This window comes from Rhodococcus coprophilus NBRC 100603 (assembly GCF_001895045.1).
GTDB lineage: Bacteria > Actinomycetota > Actinomycetes > Mycobacteriales > Mycobacteriaceae > Rhodococcus > Rhodococcus coprophilus.
Map to the genome: position 1 here is coordinate 242,053 of NZ_BDAM01000001.1, position 23,614 is coordinate 265,666.

Annotated in this window: 18 protein-coding genes and 1 pseudogene; 11 read left to right on the plus strand and 8 right to left on the minus strand. The window is 66.3% G+C overall.

What is annotated here, in order from left to right; all coding sequences use genetic code 11:
• Positions 1-28: 28 nt before the first annotated feature.
• Positions 29-481 carry a hypothetical protein gene (locus tag RDCOP1_RS01020; protein ID WP_072698217.1) on the minus strand — a complete coding sequence of 151 codons (453 nt, stop codon included), beginning with the start codon at positions 479-481 and terminating at the stop codon, positions 29-31.
• A 156-nt stretch (positions 482-637) separates the two neighbouring features.
• Here RDCOP1_RS01020 and RDCOP1_RS01025 point away from each other — a divergent pair, with 156 nt between their 5' ends.
• The 4 genes from RDCOP1_RS01025 to RDCOP1_RS01040 all read left to right on the plus strand — a co-directional run bounded on the left by RDCOP1_RS01025 (position 638) and on the right by RDCOP1_RS01040 (position 8,259).
• Positions 638-2,107 carry a TIGR02677 family protein gene (locus RDCOP1_RS01025; protein WP_072698805.1) on the plus strand — a complete coding sequence of 490 codons (1,470 nt, stop codon included), beginning with the start codon at positions 638-640 and terminating at the stop codon, positions 2,105-2,107.
• Positions 2,104-3,486: a DUF2398 family protein gene (locus RDCOP1_RS01030; RefSeq protein WP_072698218.1), complete on the plus strand. Its 1,383-nt coding sequence runs from the start codon at positions 2,104-2,106 to the stop codon at positions 3,484-3,486. The genes RDCOP1_RS01025 and RDCOP1_RS01030 overlap by 4 nt, the downstream gene beginning before the upstream one ends.
• Entirely contained in the window at positions 3,479-7,639 is a 4,161-nt protein-coding gene (locus RDCOP1_RS01035; RefSeq protein ID WP_072698219.1) for a TIGR02680 family protein, read from the plus strand. Before RDCOP1_RS01030 ends, RDCOP1_RS01035 begins: the two co-directional genes overlap by 8 nt.
• A 335-nt stretch (positions 7,640-7,974) precedes the next feature.
• Positions 7,975-8,259, plus strand: coding sequence for a hypothetical protein (locus tag RDCOP1_RS01040; RefSeq protein ID WP_072698220.1), 285 nt, complete (start codon positions 7,975-7,977; stop codon positions 8,257-8,259).
• A gap of 705 nt (positions 8,260-8,964) precedes the next feature.
• Here the strand turns inward: RDCOP1_RS01040 and RDCOP1_RS01045 are convergent.
• Positions 8,965-9,564: a restriction endonuclease gene (locus RDCOP1_RS01045; RefSeq protein ID WP_072698221.1), complete on the minus strand. Its 600-nt coding sequence runs from the start codon at positions 9,562-9,564 to the stop codon at positions 8,965-8,967.
• A gap of 854 nt (positions 9,565-10,418) precedes the next feature.
• Here RDCOP1_RS01045 and RDCOP1_RS01050 point away from each other — a divergent pair.
• Positions 10,419-10,757, plus strand: a complete 339-nt coding sequence (locus tag RDCOP1_RS01050) for a type II toxin-antitoxin system Phd/YefM family antitoxin (protein ID WP_231922943.1) — start codon at positions 10,419-10,421, stop codon at positions 10,755-10,757.
• A 453-nt stretch (positions 10,758-11,210) separates the two neighbouring features.
• On the opposite strand, the gene RDCOP1_RS01055 is transcribed toward RDCOP1_RS01050, so the two are convergent.
• Positions 11,211-11,768: a dihydrofolate reductase family protein gene (locus tag RDCOP1_RS01055; RefSeq protein WP_072698223.1), complete on the minus strand. Its 558-nt coding sequence runs from the start codon at positions 11,766-11,768 to the stop codon at positions 11,211-11,213.
• A gap of 123 nt (positions 11,769-11,891) precedes the next feature.
• Here RDCOP1_RS01055 and RDCOP1_RS01060 point away from each other — a divergent pair, with 123 nt between their 5' ends.
• Both RDCOP1_RS01060 and RDCOP1_RS01065 read left to right on the plus strand, forming a co-directional pair.
• Positions 11,892-12,539, plus strand: a complete 648-nt coding sequence (locus RDCOP1_RS01060) for a dihydrofolate reductase family protein (protein ID WP_072698224.1) — start codon at positions 11,892-11,894, stop codon at positions 12,537-12,539.
• 19 nt (positions 12,540-12,558) lie between these two features.
• Positions 12,559-12,762: a zinc-ribbon domain-containing protein gene (locus RDCOP1_RS01065; RefSeq protein ID WP_072698225.1), complete on the plus strand. Its 204-nt coding sequence runs from the start codon at positions 12,559-12,561 to the stop codon at positions 12,760-12,762.
• A gap of 18 nt (positions 12,763-12,780) precedes the next feature.
• Here RDCOP1_RS01065 and RDCOP1_RS01070 read toward each other — a convergent pair whose 3' ends face one another.
• The gene (locus RDCOP1_RS01070; RefSeq protein ID WP_072698226.1) at positions 12,781-14,289 is read right to left on the minus strand and encodes a protein adenylyltransferase SelO; all 1,509 of its coding nucleotides are present in this window, start codon (positions 14,287-14,289) and stop codon (positions 12,781-12,783) included.
• Positions 14,290-15,614: 1,325 nt separating this feature from the next.
• On the opposite strand from RDCOP1_RS01070, the gene lplAB reads away from it, so the two are divergent.
• Both lplAB and RDCOP1_RS01080 read left to right on the plus strand, forming a co-directional pair.
• Positions 15,615-16,664: a lipoate-protein ligase LplAB gene (gene lplAB, locus RDCOP1_RS01075; protein WP_072698227.1), complete on the plus strand. Its 1,050-nt coding sequence runs from the start codon at positions 15,615-15,617 to the stop codon at positions 16,662-16,664.
• 1,158 nt (positions 16,665-17,822) lie between these two features.
• Positions 17,823-18,668, plus strand: coding sequence for a glycoside hydrolase family 19 protein (locus RDCOP1_RS01080; protein WP_072698228.1), 846 nt, complete (start codon positions 17,823-17,825; stop codon positions 18,666-18,668).
• A 151-nt stretch (positions 18,669-18,819) separates the two neighbouring features.
• Here the strand turns inward: RDCOP1_RS01080 and RDCOP1_RS01085 are convergent, their stop codons facing one another.
• Positions 18,820-19,563: a VIT1/CCC1 transporter family protein gene (locus RDCOP1_RS01085; protein ID WP_072698229.1), complete on the minus strand. Its 744-nt coding sequence runs from the start codon at positions 19,561-19,563 to the stop codon at positions 18,820-18,822.
• Positions 19,564-19,642: 79 nt separating this feature from the next.
• Between RDCOP1_RS01085 and RDCOP1_RS01090 the strand changes: the two are divergent.
• Positions 19,643-19,846 (plus strand): annotated as a pseudogene (locus tag RDCOP1_RS01090) (carboxymuconolactone decarboxylase family protein); the annotation flags it as partial.
• A 15-nt stretch (positions 19,847-19,861) separates the two neighbouring features.
• Here the strand turns inward: RDCOP1_RS01090 and RDCOP1_RS01095 are convergent.
• Together RDCOP1_RS01095 and RDCOP1_RS01100 are read right to left on the minus strand one after the other, a co-directional pair.
• Positions 19,862-20,752 (minus strand): alpha/beta fold hydrolase, encoded by an 891-nt coding sequence (locus tag RDCOP1_RS01095; protein WP_072698230.1) that lies wholly within the window; start codon positions 20,750-20,752, stop codon positions 19,862-19,864.
• Between the two features lie 128 nt (positions 20,753-20,880).
• Entirely contained in the window at positions 20,881-22,443 is a 1,563-nt protein-coding gene (locus RDCOP1_RS01100; protein WP_072698231.1) for an MFS transporter, read from the minus strand.
• Positions 22,444-22,529: 86 nt separating this feature from the next.
• Here RDCOP1_RS01100 and RDCOP1_RS01105 point away from each other — a divergent pair, with 86 nt between their 5' ends.
• Positions 22,530-23,072: a TetR family transcriptional regulator gene (locus RDCOP1_RS01105; protein WP_072698232.1), complete on the plus strand. Its 543-nt coding sequence runs from the start codon at positions 22,530-22,532 to the stop codon at positions 23,070-23,072.
• A 17-nt stretch (positions 23,073-23,089) separates the two neighbouring features.
• On the opposite strand, the gene RDCOP1_RS01110 is transcribed toward RDCOP1_RS01105, so the two are convergent.
• Positions 23,090-23,596, minus strand: a complete 507-nt coding sequence (locus RDCOP1_RS01110; RefSeq protein ID WP_072698806.1) for a metallophosphoesterase family protein — start codon at positions 23,594-23,596, stop codon at positions 23,090-23,092.
• Positions 23,597-23,614 lie beyond the last annotated feature (18 nt).

Sequence of the window (23,614 nt, forward strand, 5' to 3'; positions counted from 1 at the left end):
CGACACGCCGCGCTCGCCCAGCGGCGCGCTACGGCATCGTCGTGTCGGTGCGCGGAAGCTCGTCGGGAAACCGGAAGCTGCAGCCCAGTTCGTCGGCCGACGACATGTTTTCGGCGTCGCGGAACCAGGTGACACAGGTGTCGACGACGAGACGGACGTCGCGGCTGAACAGATAGCCGTCGGTGCAATCGTCGAAGTGATCGTCGAAGTGCCACAGGTCGAGTGCCAGGCCCGCCGGAGAGTGGTCGACCAACATCAGACGAGCGAGTTCCCGGCGGGAACGACGAACCATCAGCACACCGTCGGCGAGCACATGGATCTGGGCACACACCACGTCGCCGGGTTCGTCGTCGACCGGGACGTAGTCGCGCGGGCCGATCTCTAGGACGAATCCGGTGGGCCTGCCGGCGAGCGATCCGAGCAGCCGTTCGGCCATCTCGTCCCACGTCGCGGCACCCGAACCGGTCCCGGGATCCGGCATCACCCCTCCTACGGTCGCGCCTTGTTGCGGGAACCAGAATAGAGAGGCGGACCGACACGGGCCACGGGTGATGCGGGTTCCGGCGGGTCGTCCGCCTACCCTGTCACGGTGAGCGAAACAGGTCGGTCCGGCACCCGGACGGTCGAGGACCCGACGGTGCGGGACGACCGGTTACGGTTGTTCGCGTTCGCGACCGCCGAAAAGCGCAGTGAGTATCTGTGGGTGCTGCGAGCGTTCGATCATGCCCGGGCCAGTTACGTCGTGCTGCTGCACGCCGCCGACGTCGCGTCGGTACTGGACCGCATCGGCGGTGACGATCCCGCGGCCGCGCTGACCTCCGCGCAGGTCGCTCCTCTGCTCGAACAGTTGCACGCGTGGGGCGTGCTCGAGCGCAGCTACGACGGCACCCGTGCCGTCACCCTCGCCGAGTACCGCAACCGGCACTTCGTCTACCAGTTCGGGCAGGCCGGATTCCAGGCGTTCCGCGCCGTCGACGACGTGCTGACCGGGCGGGGACACGACGTGGCGCTCTCCCGCCTCGCGCTCGCCGATCTTCTCGCAGATCTGACCGAACTCGCCGCCGCCAACGAGTCCGGCGACGGCGAGCTGGTGTACCGGAAACTGAACCGGCTCGACGCCACCCTCTCGGACATGGCCGAACGCGCCGCCCGCTTCTACCTGGCGCTCGGCGATCTGGTGCGCACCACCGAGATCACCCCCGAGGTCTTTCTCACCCACAAGGACGCATTGCTCTCCCACATGCGCGAGTTCAGTTCCGATCTCGCCCGGTACGCACCGAAGCTCACCGCGGCACTCGCCCGCGTCGAGGCGACCGGCGCCGAGAGGTTGCCCGCTCTCGCGGCGGCGCACGACGAGCGGGTGCTGCTCTCCTTCGAAGAACGAGAAGCCGACTGGCGTCAGCGGTGGCGCGGAGTCGAGCACTGGTTCGCCGGGATGGGGTCGGCGCCGAGCGAATCGGAGCGACTGCGAGAGGGCACGATGAACGCGATCGCGGCGGTGCTGGCGTTGCTGCGCCGGCTGACCGAGAACCGCCGAGGCGGAGTCAGCCGCGAATCACAGTTGCGGCACCTGGCGGGATGGTTCGCCGCCGCCCCCAGCGAGGAGGCCGCCCACGGGCTGTTCGGGGCCGTGTTCGATCTGGGCCGCCCCCGGCACTTCTCGATGCCGCACCCCGACGCCGATATCGTGCCGTCCAGCCGCTCGTGGTGGGACGCACCGCCGGTGGAGATCTCGCGCACGCTCGCCGAGACCGGCCGGACGCCGGCTGCCGGAGCGCCGAGTCGGGTGCAGCGCAACGACTCCGCGATCCGCCGGCTACGCGAAGTGCAGCTCGACACGCAGCGTCGCCGTGCCGATGCCGCGCGGTCGCTCGGCGCCGGTGGTGTACGGGACCGGGAGCTGACCGAGCCGGAAACCGAGGTACTGCTCAGCCTGATCGACGCGGCGTTGTCGGCGCGCGTGCCGGTGGCCGGACGCGTGCGCGACGAGACGTCCGGCACACAGAACGGGGTGAAGCTCACGCTGCGACCGAGTACCGAATCGACGGTGGTGCGCACCGCACGTGGCCGGTTGTACCTCGACGGCCTCACGGTCGACGTGCAGTGAGGGCCCACGCCATCGCGCCGCTCGAGCTCGATTCGTATCAGCGGGCGGCGCGTCTGATCCTCTCCCACCACCTGGTGACCTCGACGTATCCGGACGGCAACGCCCTGCCGTTGCTGCGGCGCTGGGCGACCGAATTGCGCGACGACCTTCGCGAACTCCTCGGCTACCGGCTCGAGGTCACCGAGACCACCGCCCGGTTGTTCACCGTCGCAGACCGGCTCGATCCGGGTGCCGGTACCGCCACGCACACCGACCGTCCCTTCGATCGGCGCCGCTATGCCTACCTGGCGCTGGCTCTTGCCGCGCTGGGCCGCGCCGGCGGACAGATCAGCCTGTCGGAGCTCGCCGACCACGTCGCCGCGGATGCCGCACAGGTCGACGGGGTGGATCTCGTCACCGATCGCGCCGTGGATCGCGACGCCTTCGTCGACGCGGTGGCGTGGCTCGCCACGCGCGGGGCCATTGCCCTCGCCGACGGTGACGCGGGCGCGTGGGCGACCGATCCCGACATCGGTGAAGCCCTCTACGACATCGACCGGTCGGTCGTGGCCGCGCTGTTCCGCCCCGCGCAAGCGCTCCAGCATCTGCACTCGGTGCGCGGTCTGCTCGCCGGGCAGGACGGTAGTTCGGGTGCCTCCGACGGTGGGCGCGCCGAGGCAGCACAACGGATCCGACACGCACTGATCCAGCGTCCCGTGGTCTACGCGGAGGGCCTCGACGACGCCGAAGCGCTGCAACTCGCGTTGCCGCGCACCACCGCCGATCTGGAACTGCTCACCGGGCTGGTCGCCGAGCGACGCGCCGAGGGAGTCGCTCTGGTGGACACGTCGGCCCGGATGTCGGACCTGCGGTTCCCCGGCACCGGTACCGTCGCGCAGGTCGCGTTGCTGCTCGCCGGAGAGATCTGCGACCGGGTGCTCGACCCGGATTCGGCTCCGCCGCCCCGGCACCGGATCCCACGCGACGAGCACGACACGCTCCTCGCGGCGATCGATGCCGCCCTGCCCCGGTCTTCGGTGTTCGCGACCCTGGCGACCACCGAAGACCCCGACGCCCCGCCACCGGACGTTCCCTCCGGGGAGAGCGACCAGCCGGGACACCCGATGGTCGACGACGCTTGGCTGGCAAGCACCATCGGCGGGCTCGTCGACACCTACGGGCGGACCTTCGCCGCGCAATGGCAGGCCGACCCCGCCGGTCTCGCCGACGCTGCGGTGGGCCTGCTGGCGAAACTGGGACTGGTGGCCCGGATTCCGGGCGGGGTGCTCGCCCTGCCCGCGCTGGCACGGTTCCGGGGCGCGACGGTCAGTGTGCGCAAACGCGATCCCCGGATCGAGCTGTTCCCGGACGAGACGAGCGAGACGGAGAGTCATGAGTAGTGCCCGTTTCCGGCCCACCCGCGCCGGAATCATCAATCTGTGGGACTACCGGGACCAGGAGTTCTCGTTCGCGGACGGACGCCTCGTGCTGCGCGGCCCCAACGGGTCGGGAAAGACCAAGGCTCTCGAGGTGCTGTTCCCGTTCGTGTTCGACGGCCGCATCGAACCGCGTCGGCTGAACCCGTTCGCGGGTGAGGAACGCACGATGCGCTCGAACCTGCTCTACCAGGGACAGGACAGCGCGTATTCGTATGTCTGGATGGAGTTCTGCCGCGGGCGGGCCGACGAACCGGAGGCCGTGACCGTCGGAGTGGGCATGCGCGCCACCCGGGGAACCGACAAGGTCACCCGCTGGTATTTCGTGGTCGACGGACGCGTCGGCGTCGATTTCTCGTTGCTCGACGCCGAGGACCGCCCGCTCACCCGTAAACAGCTGATCGAACAGATCGGCGGCGAATGCGTGACCGACCGCGCGGCGGACTACCGGGCGGCGATCGACTCGCGCATGTTCGGGCTCGGCGCCCAGCGGTACGACCAGTTGATCAATCTGATCCTCACCCTGCGACGACCCCAGCTGGCGAAGAATCTCGATCCGAAAGGACTGTCGCAGGCGCTGACCGACGGTCTGCGCCCCCTCGACGATCAACTCTTGGTCGAGGCTGCTCGCTCCTTCTCCGACATGGAGGAGGTCGCGCGCACCCTCGAGTCGCTGGCGGCCGCGGATGACGCGGCGCAGAGTTTCGTCGCGGTGTACACGACATATCTCCGGCAGCAGGCACGCGCGGAAGTCGACCAGGTGGGCGCGCGGCTGACGACCGTCGACGCTGCGATCGTGTCGCTGCGGTCGACCACCGCCGACAAGGAAACCTCCGCCACCGAACGAACCCGCGCCGAAGAAGCCCTCGCCGCGACAGAACGAAACCTCGAACAGGCCCGCGCGAATCTCGAAGCCCTTCAGCGCTCGAGTGCCTACGAAGGCAAACAGCAACTCGACGACCTCGCCCAGGCTGTGGCCAATCTCGAACGCACCACCGTGGCGCAGGCCGAGCAGGCGGCACGGGCCCGCAGTGCCGTCGCGCAGCGCGCCGACGACCTCGAGCGGGCCCAGGCCGCTCTCGCCGCCGCGGTGTCCGCGCGGACCCGCTGTGAAGACGCCCTCCAGGAGGCCGCGGCAGACGCGGGCATCGCTTGGCACACAGCAGATTACTCGGAGCGCGGCGATCGGCTGGTCGCCGCTCTCGAGGCACGCGCGGAGGAACGCGACGCCGACATCCGCGCGGTGCGCGCGGCGTCGCGACACCTGGACGGCGCGGCAGCATCCCGGGCGCGGGCCGAGGCGGCCGCGACACGCAGCCGCACCCAGCGCGAGTCGGCCACCGCAGCCGTGGAAGCGGCGGAAACCGTCGTCGAACTCGCGCGGGCACAGACGACGGACGAGCTGCGGACCTGGTGGGAAGAACACGCCGAACGCTATGCCCGGGAAGAAATTTCGTCGGATCTGTTCGAGACACTGGACGCGGCGATCACGATCGCCGGGCAGGACGACGCCCCGGCACCGGCCGCCGTGCTCAGCGCACACACGGCGCCCGCCGTCGAAGAACTCCGGTTCCGGCGACGCGCACTCACCTCCGACATCGCGGCGTTCCGAGTGCAGATCGCGCAGTTCGAAGCCGAACGGGAAGAAGTGGTCGCCGAACACAACGACGCTCCCCCGCCGTTCTCCGCCAGGACGGGAAGCCGGGAGTCGCTGCCCGGTGCGCCTCTGTGGCGGCTGGTGCGGTTCCGCGACGACGTCGCCGCACAGGACGCAGCCGGCATCGAAGCGGCGCTGCAGGCAGCGAACCTGCTCGACGGGTGGATCTGTACGGGAGGTGAGCTGCCGGAGGTCGAGTCGGAGCAGTTCCTCGTCGCGGTGCCCGCCCAACACCGCCCGCCGGGTCCGACGCTCGCCGATGTGCTGGTACCCGAACCCGACACGGAGGTTCCCGAGCGCGAGGTCAGCGAGGTGCTCGAGTCCATCGCGCTGACGTCCGCACCGGCCGGTGGGGTCGCCGTGTCCGTGGACCCCACCGGCGGTTTCCGGCAGGGCACGCAGATGGGCAGGCACACCAAACAGCACGCAGAGTTCATCGGCGCCACCGCCCGTGCCCGTCGACGCCGACTGCGCGTCACCGAACTCGAACGCGCAATAGCCGAAGCGCATTCCACGGTGCAGGCATTTGAAGAACAGCATCGCAGCCTCGGCGACCGGCTGGACGGGCTCGCGGACGCCGCCGCTTCGCTGCCCCGCACCGGTACGGTGCTCGCCGCGTTGCGGAAGGTCACCGAGTGCGCCGGCGCGCTCCGTACGTCCACGGAATCGGCAGCGGCCGCGGACCGCGAACTCGATCAGGCACTCACCGAGTTCGCCACCGGGCAGCAACAGCTGCGGTCGACCGCCGCCCGCCACCGCACCCCCCACGAGGGACGCGAGCTCGACAGCCTGGACGCTGCAGTCCGGCATTTCCGCTCGCAGGGGCAGGCGCTGCTGCGAGCACTGCGGGAGCACGCGACGAACACCGAACGTGCGCGGGAGGCACAGTCCCGGCTCGAGGAGGCACACCGCGTCGCCGAAGAAGCCGCGGAACAGTCGGCCGTTTCCGAAGAGTCGTTCGCCGCTCAGCAGCAGAAGCTGGAAACACTACGGGACGCGCTCGGCGCCGGCGCGGACAAGATCGATGCGCAACTCGCGCAGGCTCGTGCACGGATCGAGGCGGCCAGGGCTGCTCAGCGGACCGCCCGGAAGGCGCACGAGGTGGCGCTCGGGCGCATCGGCAAGTCGGAGGCCGCACAGACGGCCGCCGAGGAGACGTTACGGTCCGCGCTCGTCGAATCCCGCGCCGACGCCGAGAAACTGGCACCGTTCGCCCGCCCGGACCTGCTGGCGTTGCTGGGGACAGCGCAACCGCACGCGTGGCCGGCGAGCTCCGCCGCATGGCTGGAACCGGATCAGTTGCTGTACCGGATCCGGCAGGCGGAACCGGATACCGACGTTCCCGTGCTGCCCGCGGAGGTACATGCGCTGTTCCGGTCGCTGGCAGGCGCGACGGAGACGGTCCGAGCGAGCGAATCGGCTCGCAAAGCGGCGCGGACCGCACTCACGGTCGCCGTGCAGGAGTTCGATACGGAACTTGCGAGGACACAGGACTATCGGCTGCGGTGGGATGCGCCCGACGGACTGACGGTGGTTCAGGTACAGGACGAACACGGGTTCTCGTCGGTCGGCCAGTTCGCGGTGCGGATCGGGCAAGCCCGACGCGACCAGGAATTGCTGCTCACCGACTCCGAACGCCGCATCCTCGAAGATGCGCTGCTGGCGGGGCTCGCCCAGCAGATCCACGAACGTACCGTCGATGCCCGCGATCTCATCGCACGCATGGGTGCCGAGATGCGAGCGCGGCACATGTCGTCGGGCAACACGATCGGGGTGCACTGGGTGCTCGCCGACCATCTCGACGATCAGGCCCGGGCGGTGTGCAAATTGCTCGACCGCGACACGTCGGCGCTGTCCGCGGAGGATCTGGCAGCGGTGCGGGCGCACTTCGCGTCGCGGATTCGCGCGGAGCGGGCGGCGCACCCGGAGCGTTCGTATCCGGAGATCCTTGCCGCAACCTTGGATTACCGGCGGTGGCGGGTGTTCTCGTTCAGCCTGATCGGCGCGGACGGCAGCGACGACAAGCTGACCCCCGCGCGGCATTCGGCGCTCTCGGGTGGTGAACAGTCGGTGTCGCTGCACCTGCCGTTGTTCGCGGCGGCGCACGTGATGCTGGATTCGGCGGATCCGCATGCCCCACGTCTGCTGGCGCTCGACGAAGCGTTCGCGGGAGTCGACGACACAGGTCGGAGCGAATTGCTCAGTCTGTGTGTGCAATTCGATCTGGATCTGTTCATGACGGGATTCGACCTGTGGATCACGTATTCGGGAGTACCCGGCTGCGCGCACTACGACCTGTCGCACTCGGTCGCCGAACACACGGTTGCGGCGACCTTGCTGGTGTGGTCCGGCGGGGAACTGCTCGCCGAGCACGACGGTTCGGATCTCGCCACCGCGCTGGGGTCTCCGGGGACTCGGAAGGTGGCACAAACGGTGGAGGGCGCATTCGAATTCGCGTGAACACTCGGTGGTGCCCTCGGCCATCCCGTGTCGCTCCGATATCGGGGTGGCGTCGAGTGCTGAGGTGCCTTGCGACGCACCGATCCGGTGGTGCCCGTTGCGGATTCGGCGCCGGATACACCTTACCCATTAGTTGCGCGAACAATAGGAATTCCAGCGTCGATTCCCACAACCGAGTACCGAAGCCGACTGAGTACTCGAATCGGCTTCCTTTTCGAAGAATTCACCAACAATGCCGAAATCGTGTGATCAACGTCGGTTACCCCACGATGATCGAGGCATGAATACCAACACGGATCAGTTTCCGCGGCAGTCATCGGACTGGTCGGGCTGCCATGTTCGTCGTCGCACCGGGCGCCGCGAGCGCCGCCGATCCCTGCCGACTCGGGGTCTCGAACACCGGACCACGATCGTGCGCCACCACCGAATTCCGTCCTCCCCCAGTGTTGACGGTCGGTGACGGAATCTGCGTCGGCATCCTCAATTCCGCCGGGGTCGCGTTCGGACCGCTCTACGAGTACAGCAGCTTTCCGGGTGCCACCCATTCCATCGAACTCCGCGTGACGCAGGTTCTCGTCACCCGTGGCAGTGAGGCGGTAGGCAATCTCAAGCAGAAGTGACGCGAAGGAGGACTTGCCGCTGCCGTTGTGGCCGTAGACGACTGAGCCTGCCCAAGGGAAGCGTGGTGGGCCAAAAGTCTTTGCTTAGCGAGCCGTATGCGGTCATCGGGTCGAGTCGGCGCAGCATGGGGCGAATCCTAGTGCGTACATAATCCGATCCGGTCGGGACGTTCCACCGCACCGTGAAAACAGATCGGAAGTGATCAACGTGGTCTGAATGGCTATGTGGCACTAGAGTCGATTTGTCGACAGTGTCCGCACAGGCGAGGCCGGTCAACCGCAAGTAACCGATGCTATCCGCCCTCTTGCGCACATGTCTTCCCGCCGACTACGAATCCGGCGACTACAGCGCGGCCAACGCTGCGAAATCAGCAGGCTGTGGCACTGCGCGGTTTACGCGACCCCGCGTCGCGTTCGAGAAGGAACCGCACTCGCACCCACCTGACTGTTCAGACCAGCAGCTAGTCGGCGGGGACGACCCCCTGCTCGCGGATTGACGTCACAGATCGCCGAATCTTATCTCGGCCGGAACATCTAGTATTCGGATGTGGTCTTGACCGCATCCCACGCCCCGAGTCCGACCACGTACGCGTTACATAAACCAATTGCGCCCCAGCAGCATGTGAATAGATTATCCACCATCTTGACCCCAGTTGTTATACGGAGAGGTCAGGTAAGTGGAACTGAACGTGCCGGATGTAAGCCTTAATCCACCATTGGCCGATAGATCCGGGCGAGCGCCAGTCCCAACAAAGACAACACGGTGAAGACGATCCACAGCCTGATGGCGGACATGTCCACCAACGCGGAAACAAGCAGCCCACAGATCGAGCAAATCAGCAGAGCCGCCCACACCAGAGTATGAGCAGCCTTCAGGCGCGCTTGCTTTGCGGCGCGTGCGGCTCGGACTCGATCGATGCCGGCTGCGAAGTCTCTGGCGTGTCGGTTCTGAGGGAACAGCGTGCCGTCAGTGGTGTAGGCGAACAGGCCGATCTCGTGTTCGTTTGCATACTCGACGGCATGCGGGGTGTACGGCGAAGGGGAGATCAACTCCGCGAAGAACAGCATGGCGATGGAATGTTCCGTGCCTCGTGCGCCGTACAGACGTTGAAGATCCGGCCGCCCGACCTTTGAATGCATCCACTTCACCTGCGCGACTGCACGCCGGGCAACAACATCGATGCCCCCATCGGCACCGCGCCGGGTCACCCTCGCGTCGGGAAACCCCATCTCCCTCATCCGTGCAGCCGCAAAGTGCTCGGCGTCCTCGGGAGACGTAATGTATCGGGACCGAGAATCCATCATTCGACCTCCCGATCTCGGGTCTGTCGACACTATAGCTGTCTACCGCCCCGTCACTGGCCGGATCATCGGCATAGACGACTGGCCACTGAATTCCGGCGGTGGTTGCGGTCCAGACCGCCGTTAGCGCCCGGGGCCATCCGGATGAGAGCGGATGAACTCGTGATCTTTGGTCCGGCCCGCGATGGTCGGTACCGCGCACAGGCTGACTTCGCCTACGTCTAAGACTGCCTCGGTGACCACTCCTTCTGGGTGCGACCCTTCCTGCTTGAAGTTCAAACCGGTTCGCCCGTACTCCGCGCCGGATCCAGCGTCCCCCGATGAAGTGTGCGTCTGTTTCCCCGCAGTTCGGCAGCACCACCGTGCCTCTGTATGGCCTTCGACCCAGATCCACTGCAGGAGAAATCTTCCCGACCGAGATGTCGGGATACTGAGCTTGTGGCCAAGGTCGATCTTGGCCGCGGATGCGCCCCAGGCAACATGTCTGACCACTTCCCGGGCAATAAATGCCTCCACGGACTGCGCGGAAATCACCGCAACTACCCAGGATGGACTGCGAGCCGAAAACCACCACGTTCAGGAGCTCGTCGTACTCAGCATCATCGGGGAAACAGAAATCGGCTCCCAGATTTCTGCGACCGAGGAACACCGGTGCTGCGAAGCCAATTGCCGCGATCGGTGACAGCACTCGATCGTGACTGTCGCGCGCCCTCTAACCCCGCCCTGTCACTCGCCTGCCTATCTATACGGTGGCGCTGAAACTGTGTGATGCGCCGCGTCGTGTCCCCGGGCTGTTTCCGGCCGGGCGGTGCGAAGATGCCGGGGGTCGGTCGAGCAGGGGAATGGAGTCCACGGGAGTGCGAGCAACCACGGTCAAGTTCGCTCGCGAGCAGTTGGGTGCGCTGGTGCGGGAAGTCAACGACGATACCGTCGCGGTGGAGATCACGGGCAAACACCATGAGGCTGTGCTGATCTCGAAAGAGCGGTACATCGCGCTCCAGGAAGCGACCTTCCTCCTCCGTTCACCCGAACTGATGGACAGTCTCCGGAGGGAGATGGCGCGCGCACTTCTCGAAGCGCAATCGGACGATTCTTCGGATGGTCCCGCCGACACGTCCGAGAAGCCGGCAAAACCCGGACGGCGCCCCGCGAAACGCTCCCGCAAGCAACGAAAGAAGAAGCAGAAGAAGGCGTAATCGTGCGTGGGCCGGCGCCAGATCCACCTTCGGCACCCGCTCACCACGCGAACTCCCCGATGCCCCGGTCCGATCAACCCTTCCGCTGCGGAACCCTGATCGACGAAGCGGTCACCGATGAGGATCGGAAACAGGATTCGCTACCGGGTTGTTCATTCGCGCTCGGTAGCCGAAGACGACACTGCAGATCAACCCTGAAACGACCATCGATCCGGACAGAACCCCAGGCACGTCGTGCGCAGACGCGAGCAAGACGCCACATATCGCCAGCAACCCTCCGGAGGTAACCAACCCGATAGCGGTCGCGGCGGCGCGTGCGCGCACGGCGCGCGGCATCGGGTTCTCTCGGTTCGGCATCGGGTTCTCTCGGTTCGGCATCGGTCCTCCACAGTTCGTGTGGTTCGTCGACGACCGAACCACACGAACGGGTCACGACAACAGCATCGCAGGCCGCTACCGTCGCGGTTCGTACCGCATCGCCACCGTTCCCGCACCGAACTCGTGCCGGTCCAGGAAGCGCAGCTCGAGGGGCTTCGACAACCCCGCGAACAACGTCGGCCCGTGGCCGGCGATCCTGGGCTGCACCACGAATTCGTACTCGTCGATCAGCCCCAACTCCGCCAACGCGAGCGGGAGTTGCACCCCTCCGACGAACAGACCGTTGGGCGCGTCCTGTTTGAGTTTCCGAACGGCTTCGGCAAGGTCCCCCTGTACAAGTTCCGCATTCCAGTCGACACTCGGGAGCGTGCTCGACACGACGTACTTCTTCGCTGCGTCGATCGTCCGGGCGAACGGGTCCGTCCAGTCGGGATTCTCTGCCGACGACGGCGACTGTCGCCACGCCGACTCCATCAGTTCGTACGTCACGCGGCCGAAGAGCAGCGCGTCCGCCCGCTCGAGATTCGCGGTGTGGTGGCGGTGCAATTCCTGTAGCTCTTCCTCCGCAGGCACCGCGCGATGATCGCAGCATCCGTCCAGAGTGATGTTGATGGAGTACCGGAGCAATCCCATCGGGCCAGCGTACGTCGGGGGCAAGTTCCGTTGTGGCGCTTCGGCTGCGCCGATATGCGATGAGTTCTTCTGCCCGACCGGGTCTGTCCCGTCGACAACGGAACCACAGCGCGGAGGTAGGGCATGGGCCTCATCGAGATCGAACTGTTCGCGACCCTCGACCTCGTCGGGCAAGCGCCCGGCGGACCGGACGAGGATCCGGACGACAGCTTCCCCTTCGGCGGCTGGCAAGCACCCCTACTGGACAAGGTCACCGAGGCTCAGATCGGCGCGGCGTACGAAGGGACGGACGCGCTGCTCCTCGGCAGGCGTACCTACGACATCTTCGCCGCGTACTGGCCCCACCAGGAAGGTGGCGAGGACAACGCGATCGCCACACTGTTCAACAGGGTCCCGAAGTACGTGGCCTCCCGAGGCACCCCCGACCTGTCGTGGGCCGGGAGCACACAACTCGGGGCGGATCTGGCCGGTTCCGTGCGCGAGATCCGCGAGCGGCACGAGCACACAAAGGTGGTCGGGAGTCTCAACTTCGTGAAGACCCTGCTGCGTGAGCAACTCTTCGATCGTCTGGACCTCTGGATACATCCGATAGTGCTGGGCGTCGGAAAGAAGGTGTTCGACGGCGGCGAAGTACCCACCAACGTCACGCTGCTCGCACCACCGGTCGCCGATCCCAAGGGCACCGTGTACCTGCGTTACGGACTCGGCGAAGGCACCCCGGGAACCGGCGACATGAGCGCGCCCGATCGTGGTGTCGGGCGGGACGAATGAATCCGCCTATGCTGACGCGATGTTCTTTCTGTTCGGCTACGGCACCAAACGGCAATACCTCGGCGACGGACACACTCGCACGTGCCCGCGCTGCCACAACACGACCCAGTGGAGAAGGCTGCGCGAATCCAAACAGGTCACGGTGTTCTTCGTTCCCGTCGCGCGCTGGAATCGTCGGCAGTTCGAGGAATGCGGTATTTGCGGCACCGTCGTCGAGGGCTGACCTGGATCGATTGCCGGATCAGGTTCCGCAGAACGTCTGGAAGGACTCGTTGAACAGTCGTGGTGCGGGGACCGCGTAGTCCGACCATTCGTCGCGCCGCTCGAACGGCTGCGTGACGACTTCGAGCAACTTGCCGAAGAGTGAGAGGTCTCCCTCCGTGGCAGCCCGCAATGCCGCGTCGACCAAGTGATTTCGCGGGATATAGAGCGGATTGACGCGGTCCATCGCGTCCGCGATCTCCGCTGGGCTCCTCCCCTGTCGCGCCAAGAGTGCATTCCATCGTTCCAGCCACGGACCGATGGCCGCGCGCGGCACGAGGCGATCGAGAGGGGCGGAGTCCCCGCGAAGCTCATCCGCCAAAGCGCGGAAGCTGCCCGTCCAATCGGCACCGGATTCTTCCATCACGGTCAGCAGGTCGTCGACCAGCGCTCGCTCGATGCGGATGCCGGCGACCCCGAGTTTGGCTGCGATTCCCGTTGTGAGGTGGCCGTCGTAACGGTCGTCGAAGGTGTCGAGCACTGCCGACGCCGCGGTGATTGCGTCGTCGGGTGTCGACGCGAGCAAGGGCAACAGTGTCTCGGCGAAACGGGCCAGGTTCCATGTCAGAACGGCAGGCTGGTTACCGAATGCGTATCGTCCGCCGCGGTCGATCGAACTGAACACAGCTCCCGGATCGAAGGCGTCCACGAAAGCACACGGGCCGTAGTCGATGGTCTCCCCGGAGACGGTCGTGTTGTCGGTGTTCATCACGCCGTGAACGAAGCCGATGAGCATCCACTTCGCCACCAGAGACGCCTGTGCCTCGACGACTGCGTCGAAGAACCTCAGATAACGGTTGTCGTCGCCCGTTGCGGGCAGATCGGCAAGCTCCGGATAGTGACGGGCGATCGCGTAGTCGGCGAGCCTGGGCAGCACCTCTCCCTGTCGCGCCGCGTACTCGAACGTGCCCACCCGAAGATGGCTGGACGCCACCCGCGCCAGCACGGCGCCCGGCTCGGCACCGTTACGGCGGACATCTCGGCCCGTCGCCACCACCGAAAGTGCGCGCGTCGTCGGAATACCGAGTGCTGACATGGCTTCGCTGACCAGGTACTCCCGCAGCATCGGCCCTACAACTGCGAAGCCGTCACCGCCGCGGGAGAACGGGGTAGGCCCGGATCCCTTGAGATGCAGATCGACTCGCCTGCCGCCGGCATCGACGAGTTCGCCGAGCAGCATCGCCCGCCCGTCACCGAGAAGCGGCGCGTAGCCGCCGAACTGATGACCGGCGTATGCCATCGCCACCGGCGTGGATCCGGCGGGCACAGCGGAGCCGGACAGAACCGCGACCCCGTCCTCACTGCGCAGTGCCTCGGCACTCAACCCGAGATCAGCCGCCAATTGTTCGTTGAGCACAAGGAGTGCGGGAGCGGGAGCGGGGACGCCCTTCCACGGAACGGTGAGCTCGCCCAACTCCTCGGCGAAGGTGTTCTCGAGTCCGGCCACCGCTGTGTTCGTGTCCGAGGTGGAATCGGGAAGTGCAGTCATGATTCGAGGGTAACCACCCGCAACCTCACTCACCGCGTGCACCGCGCGGCCAGTGTCCTGCGCCGACGGTTCAGCAACCGGAGTGCCCTGGTGGTAGAGAATCGTCCAGCCGCTCTCCCGACGCTGCCAAAAGGTCGCCCGGCGAGTGAGCCGGCTTCGGTGCAGCAGGGTGTAGGTCAGCAGGTCGTTTTCGAGAATCCCGCGAGCTCCGGCGCGGTCCTGCGGTCCGGCTCGTGTGCGGCATGCTCCACGACGCCGAGGACAACCGCCTATCGGAGCGCGCGTTGAGCCCCAAGCGAGTGGATACGGTGTGGGTGTATCCAGCGACGAGTCCCGAAAGTGATGTGCCAGGGCTGTTCAAGGCTGTTTTTGTGGAATGAGTTGTTCGGTATTTCTAGCTTTTCCGTCCAGTCCAGAATACTTTCTCGTCTGAGGTGACTCACTCCTATCCGGGTTTTCGTTCGACGGGCGAACGTCTCATTCCTACAGGTATCGGCGGACGCTGTCGTAACAGGACGACCCGGTGCTCAATCCTTCTCCCGCGCTGGGCATCACGCGACGTTCAGCGACCCCGCTCCCCCGCATACGAAAATAGATCGGGAAAACCGGTGCGGCCCCCACTACCCAAGGGTCCTGAGCGATAGCCCGATGTAGATGCGGTGCGGGAGCACGAGTCTCCCGTGCACCCTATGTTCGAGCGGTCCGACCCTCTCCCCCCGCCGAACACGCGTGCAGCCTGCAGAAGGTCTCGAGCAACGGCCTCCGGACGCTCGGTCGCCGCGAAGTGCCCGCCCCTGTCGTGCGTGCTCCATTGCGCGACGTCATAGAACCGCCTCGCCAGCGACTCCGGGGGCACGCCGGTATCCCGAGGAAAGATCAAGGACGCGGCTTGGAGTTTCCCACTCTCAGCGGGAGTGCTCCATTCGTCGCTTTCGCGGCCGCGGCGAACGCCTTGGCCTGCGCCTTCCACATCCTGCGATGTATCGTCTGCGGCTTCGTCCGCCCGCCAGTCCGAATCGTCTCCGCCGGCCCGGTCGGAGTACGGGCGGAGTCCCGACCACGCGGTTCCCGTCAACCAGGTCAGCGCCGTGATGCCCACGACGTCCTCGGGGTCGACGTCATCGCTGAACGCGTCGAACTTGTCGGCGATCCAGGCCGGAATCCGCGACCGGTAGATCGGTGGTGATCCTCGTTACGTTCATACCGCGCTCCTGTCCCCGCGGAGGAGCGAAATCGAGGCTCCCGCAACGATCACCGCGTGTCGACCCGGTGCGCTGTCACCACACGTGGTCCAGGCGCCGACGCCGGGTCGATAGGCTGCTGGAATGCGTGGTGAGTACAAAGTCCCCGACGGCAAACTCGTGGCGGTCGACGTCGAGGTCGAGGACGAACAGCTGGCAAAGGTGTCCCTCTTCGGGGACTTCTTCCTCGAACCCGACGAGGCACTCGAGGACATCGTCGCGGCGGTGACCGGCATGCCGACCACCGCGAGCGCCGACACGCTCGGCAAAGCTATCGCCGACGCGCTCGACGACGACGTGTCGATGATCGGCTTCACCCCCGAATCCGTCGGCATCGCGATCCGCCGCGCCCTGGGCCACGCCACCACCTGGCACGACCACACCTTCGATGTGATCGAACCGGTGAGCCTCGACCCTGCGCTACACGTCGCCCTCGACGAGGTGATCACCCGCGAAGTCGCCTCCGGCAACCGCCCCCCGACCCTCCGGTTCTGGGACTGGAACGCACCGCTCGTCGTCCTCGGCTCCTTCCAATCCGTGCGCAACGAAGTCGACGAGGAAGCCGCGGCGCGCCACGGCATCGGCGTCGTCCGCCGCATCTCCGGTGGCGGCGCGATGTTCATGGAACCCGGCAACTGCATCACCTACTCGCTGTCGGTACCCACCTCCCTGGTCGACGGACTGAGCTTCGAACGCTCCTACGCCTTCCTCGACCAGTGGGTAATGGGCGCACTCGCCGACGTCGGCATCAAGGCTCGGTACGTACCACTCAACGACATCGCCTCCGAACACGGCAAGATCGCCGGCGCCGCGCAGAAGCGTTTCGCCGCCGGCGCAGTGCTCCACCACGTCACGATGGCCTACGACATCGACGTCGACAAGATGACCGACGTGCTCCGCATCGGACGCGAAAAAATCTCCGACAAAGGCATCACCAGCTCCGGCAAGCGAGTCGACCCCATGCGCTCACAAACCGGTATGACACGCGACGACATCATCGCCGCCTTCCTCACCCACTTCCGAACCCACTACAACACCCACACCAGCGCCTACACCGACACCGAACTCACCGCGGCACGAGACCTCGTCGACACCAAATTCACCAATCCCGAGTGGACCTACCGCGTGCCGTGAACACACTCCACACCCGCCCCACGGCGACACCTAGCCGTACACCCTGACCTGCCACGGCGGTGGGCTCATCTGCGACGCCTTCGACGCTCGGCTGCGGCCCGTGTCTGCCGACTTCGCTGCCGACAACTCGGGTGGCATCGAGCAGGCTGCGGTCCAACGCCTTCTCCTCGCCGTTTACCGAGGTCGCGAGCAGAACCCGCACGCCTGGCATGAGCGATGAATGGAAACTCGCGATCGTCTTCACCGTTCTCCTGAGCCACAGGTTCGCGGAGGCGGCAGCGGCGGCTCGATCGAGCTGCCCAACGCGCGTCAGCTGCGACAAGTTGTGGTCGGGTTGCCGGTGCACACGGCAGAGAAAGTGGCGCGATCACTGATCAGGACCTGCACCACGATCGACACGCGGTCACCACATCGGGAGTGGAGTATCGACACGTCCTGAGCAATGACCGTTTCCAACGTGATCACGTAGACCGTGCAGGCGTGATCGGGTGCGGGCAGGGCCACAGGGGTTCAAGCACGGATCAGGCGCGCATCCCGTGTACTCGCACAACATCTTTCACATCACGCACCCGATACCAATCGCTGCCTCTTCGTCCCCACCGGTCACAGGCTCTGTAACGCTCTCCGAAGATCAACCATTGGTCACGAAAAGGTGTCGCCGATGTGTCCTCCAGCACGATCCGGTTCGACATTCGGTAACGACGGGGAGCTTTCCTCGGCGAGTAAGGGTAGGCATTGTCCGCTCGCGGCGCACCCGGACATCCCTCCGGAAGCGCGCTGATCCGACATCCATGACCGACTCGCGACGGTTTCGCAATTATGTTGCGGCGCAACATATTCGATGCACAGAGCACTCTGGATCGCGATGTCGATCCGGAGGTTTCCACTTTTGGCGCCCCAGCGGTCGAGCAAGATCGAAGCGCGCTCGGAACGACGGTAACGAGGCTGGATGCGTCGGCCGTCACGAGAAGGACACGGGAATGGCCTTCGCCACGATGCCTTGAAAAGGTCCCTAGCTGCGACGTTACCTGGTTGTGACCTTAAAACCGCTCGATGGGCATCGATAACGGGAGAAATGATCTCCGTTCGATAACGCCCGCGGTTCCCCGTCAGAGGCCGAGCGAACTCTCGGCCGAATCTTGGAGCAAGCAAGAACTCATGTCCGTTTCATCTTCGCGCCGTCTGCGCGCTGCCATCGCCGCTGCGGCTGTCATCACTACCGCTGCCGGAGTCGGTACCGCTACTGCCGACGCCTCTCCGGCCCCCTCCGTATCGACTCGGTACGAGGAGCCGACCGGACTGCTGAAGTCGTTGGACCTCGAGGGCCTCTCCACCGCCGGGTGGGCCACGGCGGACGCTACCGCATCCGTCGACTCAGAGGAGCCCGAGGGATCCACTGAAGGGTCCACAGAGGCCACCGAGCCTGCAGAGGCCGCCCCCGAGGTGGTCGAGCCGGCTCCGGCCCCCGCACCCCCCGTCGTGACCCCGGACGAGCTGGCACGCATCGTTCCGGGAATCGCGCCGGAGAAGATCGCAGAGGTGATCAACCCTCTGAACGACGCGATGATCCGCCACGGCATCGACACGCCTGTTCGTCAGGCTGCGTTCATCGCACAGCTCGCCGTCGAGTCCGACTCGTTCCGGACCTTCGAGGAATACGCATCGGGACGCGCCTATGAGGGCCGCGCCGACCTCGGCAACGTCCACCCGGGTGACGGCGAGCGCTACAAAGGACGTGGCGCCATCCAGATCACCGGCCGCCACAACTACGAAAAGGTGAGCCAGCACACCGGAGTCGACTTCGTGTCGAACCCCGAGTGGCTCGCAGCGCCCGAGAACGCTTTCACCACGGCCGCCTGGTACTGGACCTCCCGCAACCTCAACGATGTTGCCGAAAACGCAGGAATCGTCCGGGTGTCGGAGCTCGTCAACGGTGGCCATCACGCTCTGCAGCGGCGCATCGCCGACTTCGAGCGTGGCCTGAACGTGCTGCTGCAGCCGTAGCTGTCTGGCAGCGCACGGTCGTGCCGCGGGGAGTGGCATTCGCGGACGCTCCACCGCACGTCACTCCCCCGGCGCCTCGTGGCCGACCCGGCCCCGAGTCTTCCGTGCAATCTCGGATGTGCCCCGTGCCGCGCGGGTCCGATCACTGGAGCTAGACGGCTACGTCGAAGATCTGCCCGATCCCGTACGTCACCAACATCGCTAGGGCACCTCCCAGCACGACCCGCACGACGGCCCGGCCTCGTCGGGCTCCCCCGAGCCACGCGCTGGTCGACCCCGTGACGGCCAGGGCGAGAAGCACAGCACCGAACGTCACCGCAATCCGCACCCCGTCCGGGGCCAGAATGATCACAAGCAGCGGCACCAGAGCCCCCAGTGTGAACGACACCGCCGAGGACAGGGCCGCGAGCCAGGGGTTTGCCAGATCCGTGGGGTCGATCCGCAGTTCGACCTGCGCATGTGCGGCGAGTGGGTTCCGGGCCGTCATTTCCTCCGCCGCAGTCCGGGCTGTGGTCTCCGACAATCCCCAGCTCGCGAGTAGGTCCTCGAGCTCGGACAGTTCGGCTTCCGGCATCGTGTCGAGCTCACGGCGTTCCGCGATCAGCGCAGCTTGCTCTGTGTCGCGCTGGGTACTCACCGACACGTACTCGCCGAGTGCCATCGAGACAGCGCCGGCGGCGAGGCCCGCAACCCCGGCAGTGAGGATCGTCTGTTCCGTCGTCGTAGCGGCCGCGACACCCACCACCAGGCCCGCAGTCGACACGATGCCGTCGTTTGCGCCGAGTACCCCTGCGCGCAGCCAGTTGAGCTTTCCGGCCAAGGAGCCACTGTGCGGCTCGGCTCTCTCGTGGCCTCCAGGCCCGGGGCCCTGCGACCGCGGTTCCGGCATCGTCATGGCGTCAAGCTACACCGCCCCCTCAGCACCCGTCGGGTATTGCCTCTTCGGAACCACGCCCCTTCTCACCTGTAACGTGTGGGAATCGCAGTACTTCACACCACAAGAGCGCGCGGCCCTTGCACTGGCCGAGCAGATCACCCGGCTGTCGGTACCGGACTCACGCGCCTGGGACGACGGTTCCCTGACGTCCCCGCAGGTTTCCGCTGTCCGCGGGCTCGCAATCGTGATGAACGCGTGGAACCGGGCCGCGATCACCAGCGGTCATCCCGTCGGACCGTGAGGCGGCGAATTCCACCTACGCCGGACGGGTGGTGGCCGCGATATCGAGGACGAATCGGGCTGTCGCGGCGGCGAGTTCGGCCGGGTGCGAACGCGGCGACCAGTGGCCCGCGTCGAGCGGTTCGACGCGCAGGTCGGTCACCCATCTCGAGGTGTCTTCGTAGCCGACCGGCCGAACCGCTCGGTCTCGCAGATTCTGAACGAGCTGGACGGGAATATCTGTCCGCCGCGGGCGCGGATCGGCAAGGCGCCTGCGCAGATTGGCGCGGTACAGCTTCAGGCCGTGCACCATGTCATCGGCCAGCGTCGGTGCGACCGGCCCGATGAGCGCGGGATCTGTACGGTCGAACACCCCGACGAAGGCAGGCCAGTGCCGGGACAACCACCTTCGCAGTACCGGTACCGGCAACCCGGGGATCTGAAACAGGACTGTGTACGCCGAGGCGAGCGCCTGCTCGCCCGGCCCGAGGAGGCGTAACTCCCGTACCCGCCGCCGCATCCACAGCCCCAGATGATCGAGGTTCGGCCCCGACACCGAGGTGTACGACGCGATCCGTCCTGGAGCGTCCGCCTCGCATACGGCCTCCCAGCACAAGACCGCACCCCAGTCGTGGCCGAGCAGGTGCACCGGTTCCGCCGGTCTTACCGCGTCGATCACTGCGAACAGATCGGCCGCGAGGTGCTCGAGCCGGTAGTCCGCGACCGCGCGCGGAACGGTGGACTTCCCCGCCCCGCGATTGTCGAACCGGATGATCCGAAAGGTATCGGAGAGTAGCGGTGTCACGCGATCCCACAGTGCGTGCGTGTCGGGCCAGCCGTGGACGAGGACGAGGGTCGGCCCGTCCTGGTTGCCCTCCTCGACGACGTGGAGTCGCACCGGGCCGTTGGTAACGGCGCGGGTGGTCATGCCGTCGCCAAAGTGCGAGCCGCGGAGCGGCGGGACGTCGTGGCACCGTCGAAAGCGCTGAGGATACGCATCGGGTCAGATTAACGTAACCTTGAGTAATATGTAAGTACGGTGGACCCGTGCGCACCTCAGACGAGGGCGGCTGGCTTTCCGAGATCCTGGTTCTGCCGGGGCCGGAGCATCCTCCAGGCGATGACCGCAGACACGACCGTGAGCGTGGCACCGATCGCCGACGTGATCGCCACACCGCTGTCGAACGCGGATCCGGCAGCGGCGAGCAGCGCTTCCGCTTGCGCCGGAGGCAGCGTCTCGGCCACCGCATGCGCGCCGCCGAGAGTCTGTTGCGCGGCTGTCGCCTGCGCCGCATCGATTCCCGCAGGAACGACGAGGTGGGACGCATACGAAGCGGTGAGAATCGAGCCGAGCACGGCGGTTCCGAGTACGGCGCCCATCTCGTAGGCGGTCTCCGAAACCGCCGAGGCTGCACCGGCCTTGGATGCGGGAACACTCGAGACGATCAGATCGTTCGACAGGGTTTCCGCCGCACCGATACCCGCACCGAGTACCGCGAACGCGACGATGATCGGTGTGACCGCGGACGGTGAGGCCAGCATGAGCACGAGTCCGTAGCCCATCGCCGACAACAGAAGCGCCGCGACGATGATCGATGCCGGCCGAATCCACCGCACCAACAACACCACGGACATCCCCGCGACGACCATGACGGCGAGCCCGGGAACAAGAGCGATGCCGGCTTGCATCGGGCTCTTCCCGATGACGAGCTGGAGATGCTGCGAGACGAAGAACAGAAAGCCGACCAGTGAGAACACCGACAGCAAGTTGACGATGACGGCGCCCGAGAATGCCGAGACCCGGAACAGCCGCACGTCGAGCATCGGGTCGGGTCGGCGCAACTGCCGACGGACGAAGAGCACCAGCGCGACGACGCCCACACCTGCGGGGACGAGCGCGGTGAGACCCGGACCGTCGCCTGCCAATCGTTTGATCGCATACACCAGCGGTGCGAGCGCGAGCATGGACAGCGCAATGCTCACGACATCGATCCGGCCGGGACTCGGGTCCTTCGACTCGGGTACGAATATCGGGGCGAGCACGAGCAGCGGGAGCAGGACAGGTACGGCGAGCAGGAACACCGCGCCCCACCATGCGTGCTCGAGCAGGAAACCGCCCACGATCGGGCCGAGGGCGGCGCCGGCGGCGAAGCACGACGCCCAGATCGCGATGGCGAACCGTCGCTGGTCGCCGTCGAGGAAGATGTTGCGCAACAACGACAGTGTGGACGGCATGAGCATCGCTCCGAAGAACCCGAGTGCACCGCGGGCGGCGATCAGCAGTTCGGCGGACGGTGCGTAGGCGGCCGCAACGGAGACTGCCGCGAATCCTGTCGAGCCGATCAGGAGCAGACGTCGACGCCCGATCCGGTCACCGAGGCTGCCCATCGCGACGAGCAGACCGGCAAGGACCAGTGGATAGGCATCGATGATCCACAACTGCTGCGCGCCGGTGGGTTGCAGCGCCGACGAGATCTCGGGCAACGCGAAGGCGAGGACGGTGTTGTCGACGGAGACGAGCAGCACCGGAAGCATGAGGACGGCGAGCGCGGCCCATTCACGAGGACCGGCCTTGGTGGCGGACGGGTGATGCGGCGGGAAGACAGGTGCGGTCGCCATGGATTATCGGACTTTCGGGTCAAGGTCGGAACGTTCGTTACTGTACCAGCTGGACGGTACAGTAACGAACGTCGTACGATCGCCTGGTGCCACCCCCACCCGCCGCCCGCACCAAACTCCTGGACGCGTTCGTGACGATCCTGCTCGAGCAGGGGGAACGAGCCGCCACCCTCGACGCCGTAGCCGCCGCCGCCGGCGTATCGAAAGGGGGCCTCCTCTACCACTTTCCGTCGAAAGCCGCCCTCGTCGAGGGGCTGGCGGAGTACGTCGAGCATCTGGCCGCCGAGGACGCCGAACTCATGCGCACAGCGCCGGAAGGTCCTGCCGCGTACTACATCCACACGTCCGTCTACGCCGACACGCCGATCGACCGCGCCATCGTCGCGACCACGCGTCTGAGCCAAGTCGCGAACGAACGCGCGCGGCAGGCGCTGCACCGCATCCGGCAGGGTTGGCTGGACGTTCTGACCGATGCCCTCACCGACCCCGCCGTCGCGCGGGCGGTGATGCTGATCGGCGACGGCCTGTACTACGGCGCAGCGATGTCGGGAGAGACGAACAAGACAGCACCCGAAGACGTCGACGAACTTCTCGAGGTGGTGCGTCGCATGACCGACGGGCAGGGCTGATCAGCGCGCCGAAGCGATCAGCTCTTCTTTTCCGGGAGTCGGTGCAACTGGACGTCACCCAGGGCGCCGCCCTCGATCGTCGCGGTCATGTACGTGCACTGCGGCTGGCGACGCCGATCCGTCGGCGAACCGGGATTGAGTAGGCGCAGACCGCTGGGAGTTGTTGTATACCAAGGGATATGGGAGTGGCCGAAGATCAGCACGTCCGTGTCGGGATAGGCCGACGCCATGCGCTTCTCCCGCCCGGCCGAGGCGCCGGTCTCGTGCACCACCGCGAGACGAACCCCGTCAAGTGTCACCCGCGCGACCTCCGAAAGCCTCTCCCGCACGGCGGGTCCGTCGTTGTTACCCCAGCATGCGACCAGGCGCCGTGCACGTTCTTCGAGAGCATCCAACAACCCGATGTCGATCCAATCGCCTGCGTGGACGACGACGTCGGCGCGGTCCACCTCGTCCCACACAAGCTCAGGGAGCGTGCGCGCACGCGCGGGAACGTGGGTGTCGGCCAGCAGCAACAACCTCATGGCGTCCAGTGTGCCGTC

What these genes read in the sequence shown, in the direction of transcription:
- RDCOP1_RS01020 (WP_072698217.1), bottom strand. Translation starts at nt 481, where the DNA reads ATGCCGGATCCCGGGACCGGTTCGGGTGCCGCGACGTGGGACGAGATG.
- RDCOP1_RS01095 (WP_072698230.1), bottom strand. Translation starts at nt 20,752, where the DNA reads ATGACCACCCGCGCCGTTACCAACGGCCCGGTGCGACTCCACGTCGTC.
- RDCOP1_RS01055 (WP_072698223.1), bottom strand. Translation starts at nt 11,768, where the DNA reads ATGGGATTGCTCCGGTACTCCATCAACATCACTCTGGACGGATGCTGC.
- RDCOP1_RS01045 (WP_072698221.1), bottom strand. Translation starts at nt 9,564, where the DNA reads ATGATGGATTCTCGGTCCCGATACATTACGTCTCCCGAGGACGCCGAG.
- RDCOP1_RS01040 (WP_072698220.1), top strand. Translation starts at nt 7,975, where the DNA reads ATGTTCGTCGTCGCACCGGGCGCCGCGAGCGCCGCCGATCCCTGCCGA.
- RDCOP1_RS01110 (WP_072698806.1), bottom strand. Translation starts at nt 23,596, where the DNA reads ATGAGGTTGTTGCTGCTGGCCGACACCCACGTTCCCGCGCGTGCGCGC.
- RDCOP1_RS01065 (WP_072698225.1), top strand. Translation starts at nt 12,559, where the DNA reads ATGTTCTTTCTGTTCGGCTACGGCACCAAACGGCAATACCTCGGCGAC.
- RDCOP1_RS01060 (WP_072698224.1), top strand. Translation starts at nt 11,892, where the DNA reads ATGGGCCTCATCGAGATCGAACTGTTCGCGACCCTCGACCTCGTCGGG.
- RDCOP1_RS01080 (WP_072698228.1), top strand. Translation starts at nt 17,823, where the DNA reads ATGTCCGTTTCATCTTCGCGCCGTCTGCGCGCTGCCATCGCCGCTGCG.
- RDCOP1_RS01085 (WP_072698229.1), bottom strand. Translation starts at nt 19,563, where the DNA reads ATGACGATGCCGGAACCGCGGTCGCAGGGCCCCGGGCCTGGAGGCCAC.
- RDCOP1_RS01100 (WP_072698231.1), bottom strand. Translation starts at nt 22,443, where the DNA reads ATGGCGACCGCACCTGTCTTCCCGCCGCATCACCCGTCCGCCACCAAG.
- RDCOP1_RS01035 (WP_072698219.1), top strand. Translation starts at nt 3,479, where the DNA reads ATGAGTAGTGCCCGTTTCCGGCCCACCCGCGCCGGAATCATCAATCTG.
- RDCOP1_RS01070 (WP_072698226.1), bottom strand. Translation starts at nt 14,289, where the DNA reads ATGACTGCACTTCCCGATTCCACCTCGGACACGAACACAGCGGTGGCC.
- lplAB (WP_072698227.1), top strand. Translation starts at nt 15,615, where the DNA reads ATGCGTGGTGAGTACAAAGTCCCCGACGGCAAACTCGTGGCGGTCGAC.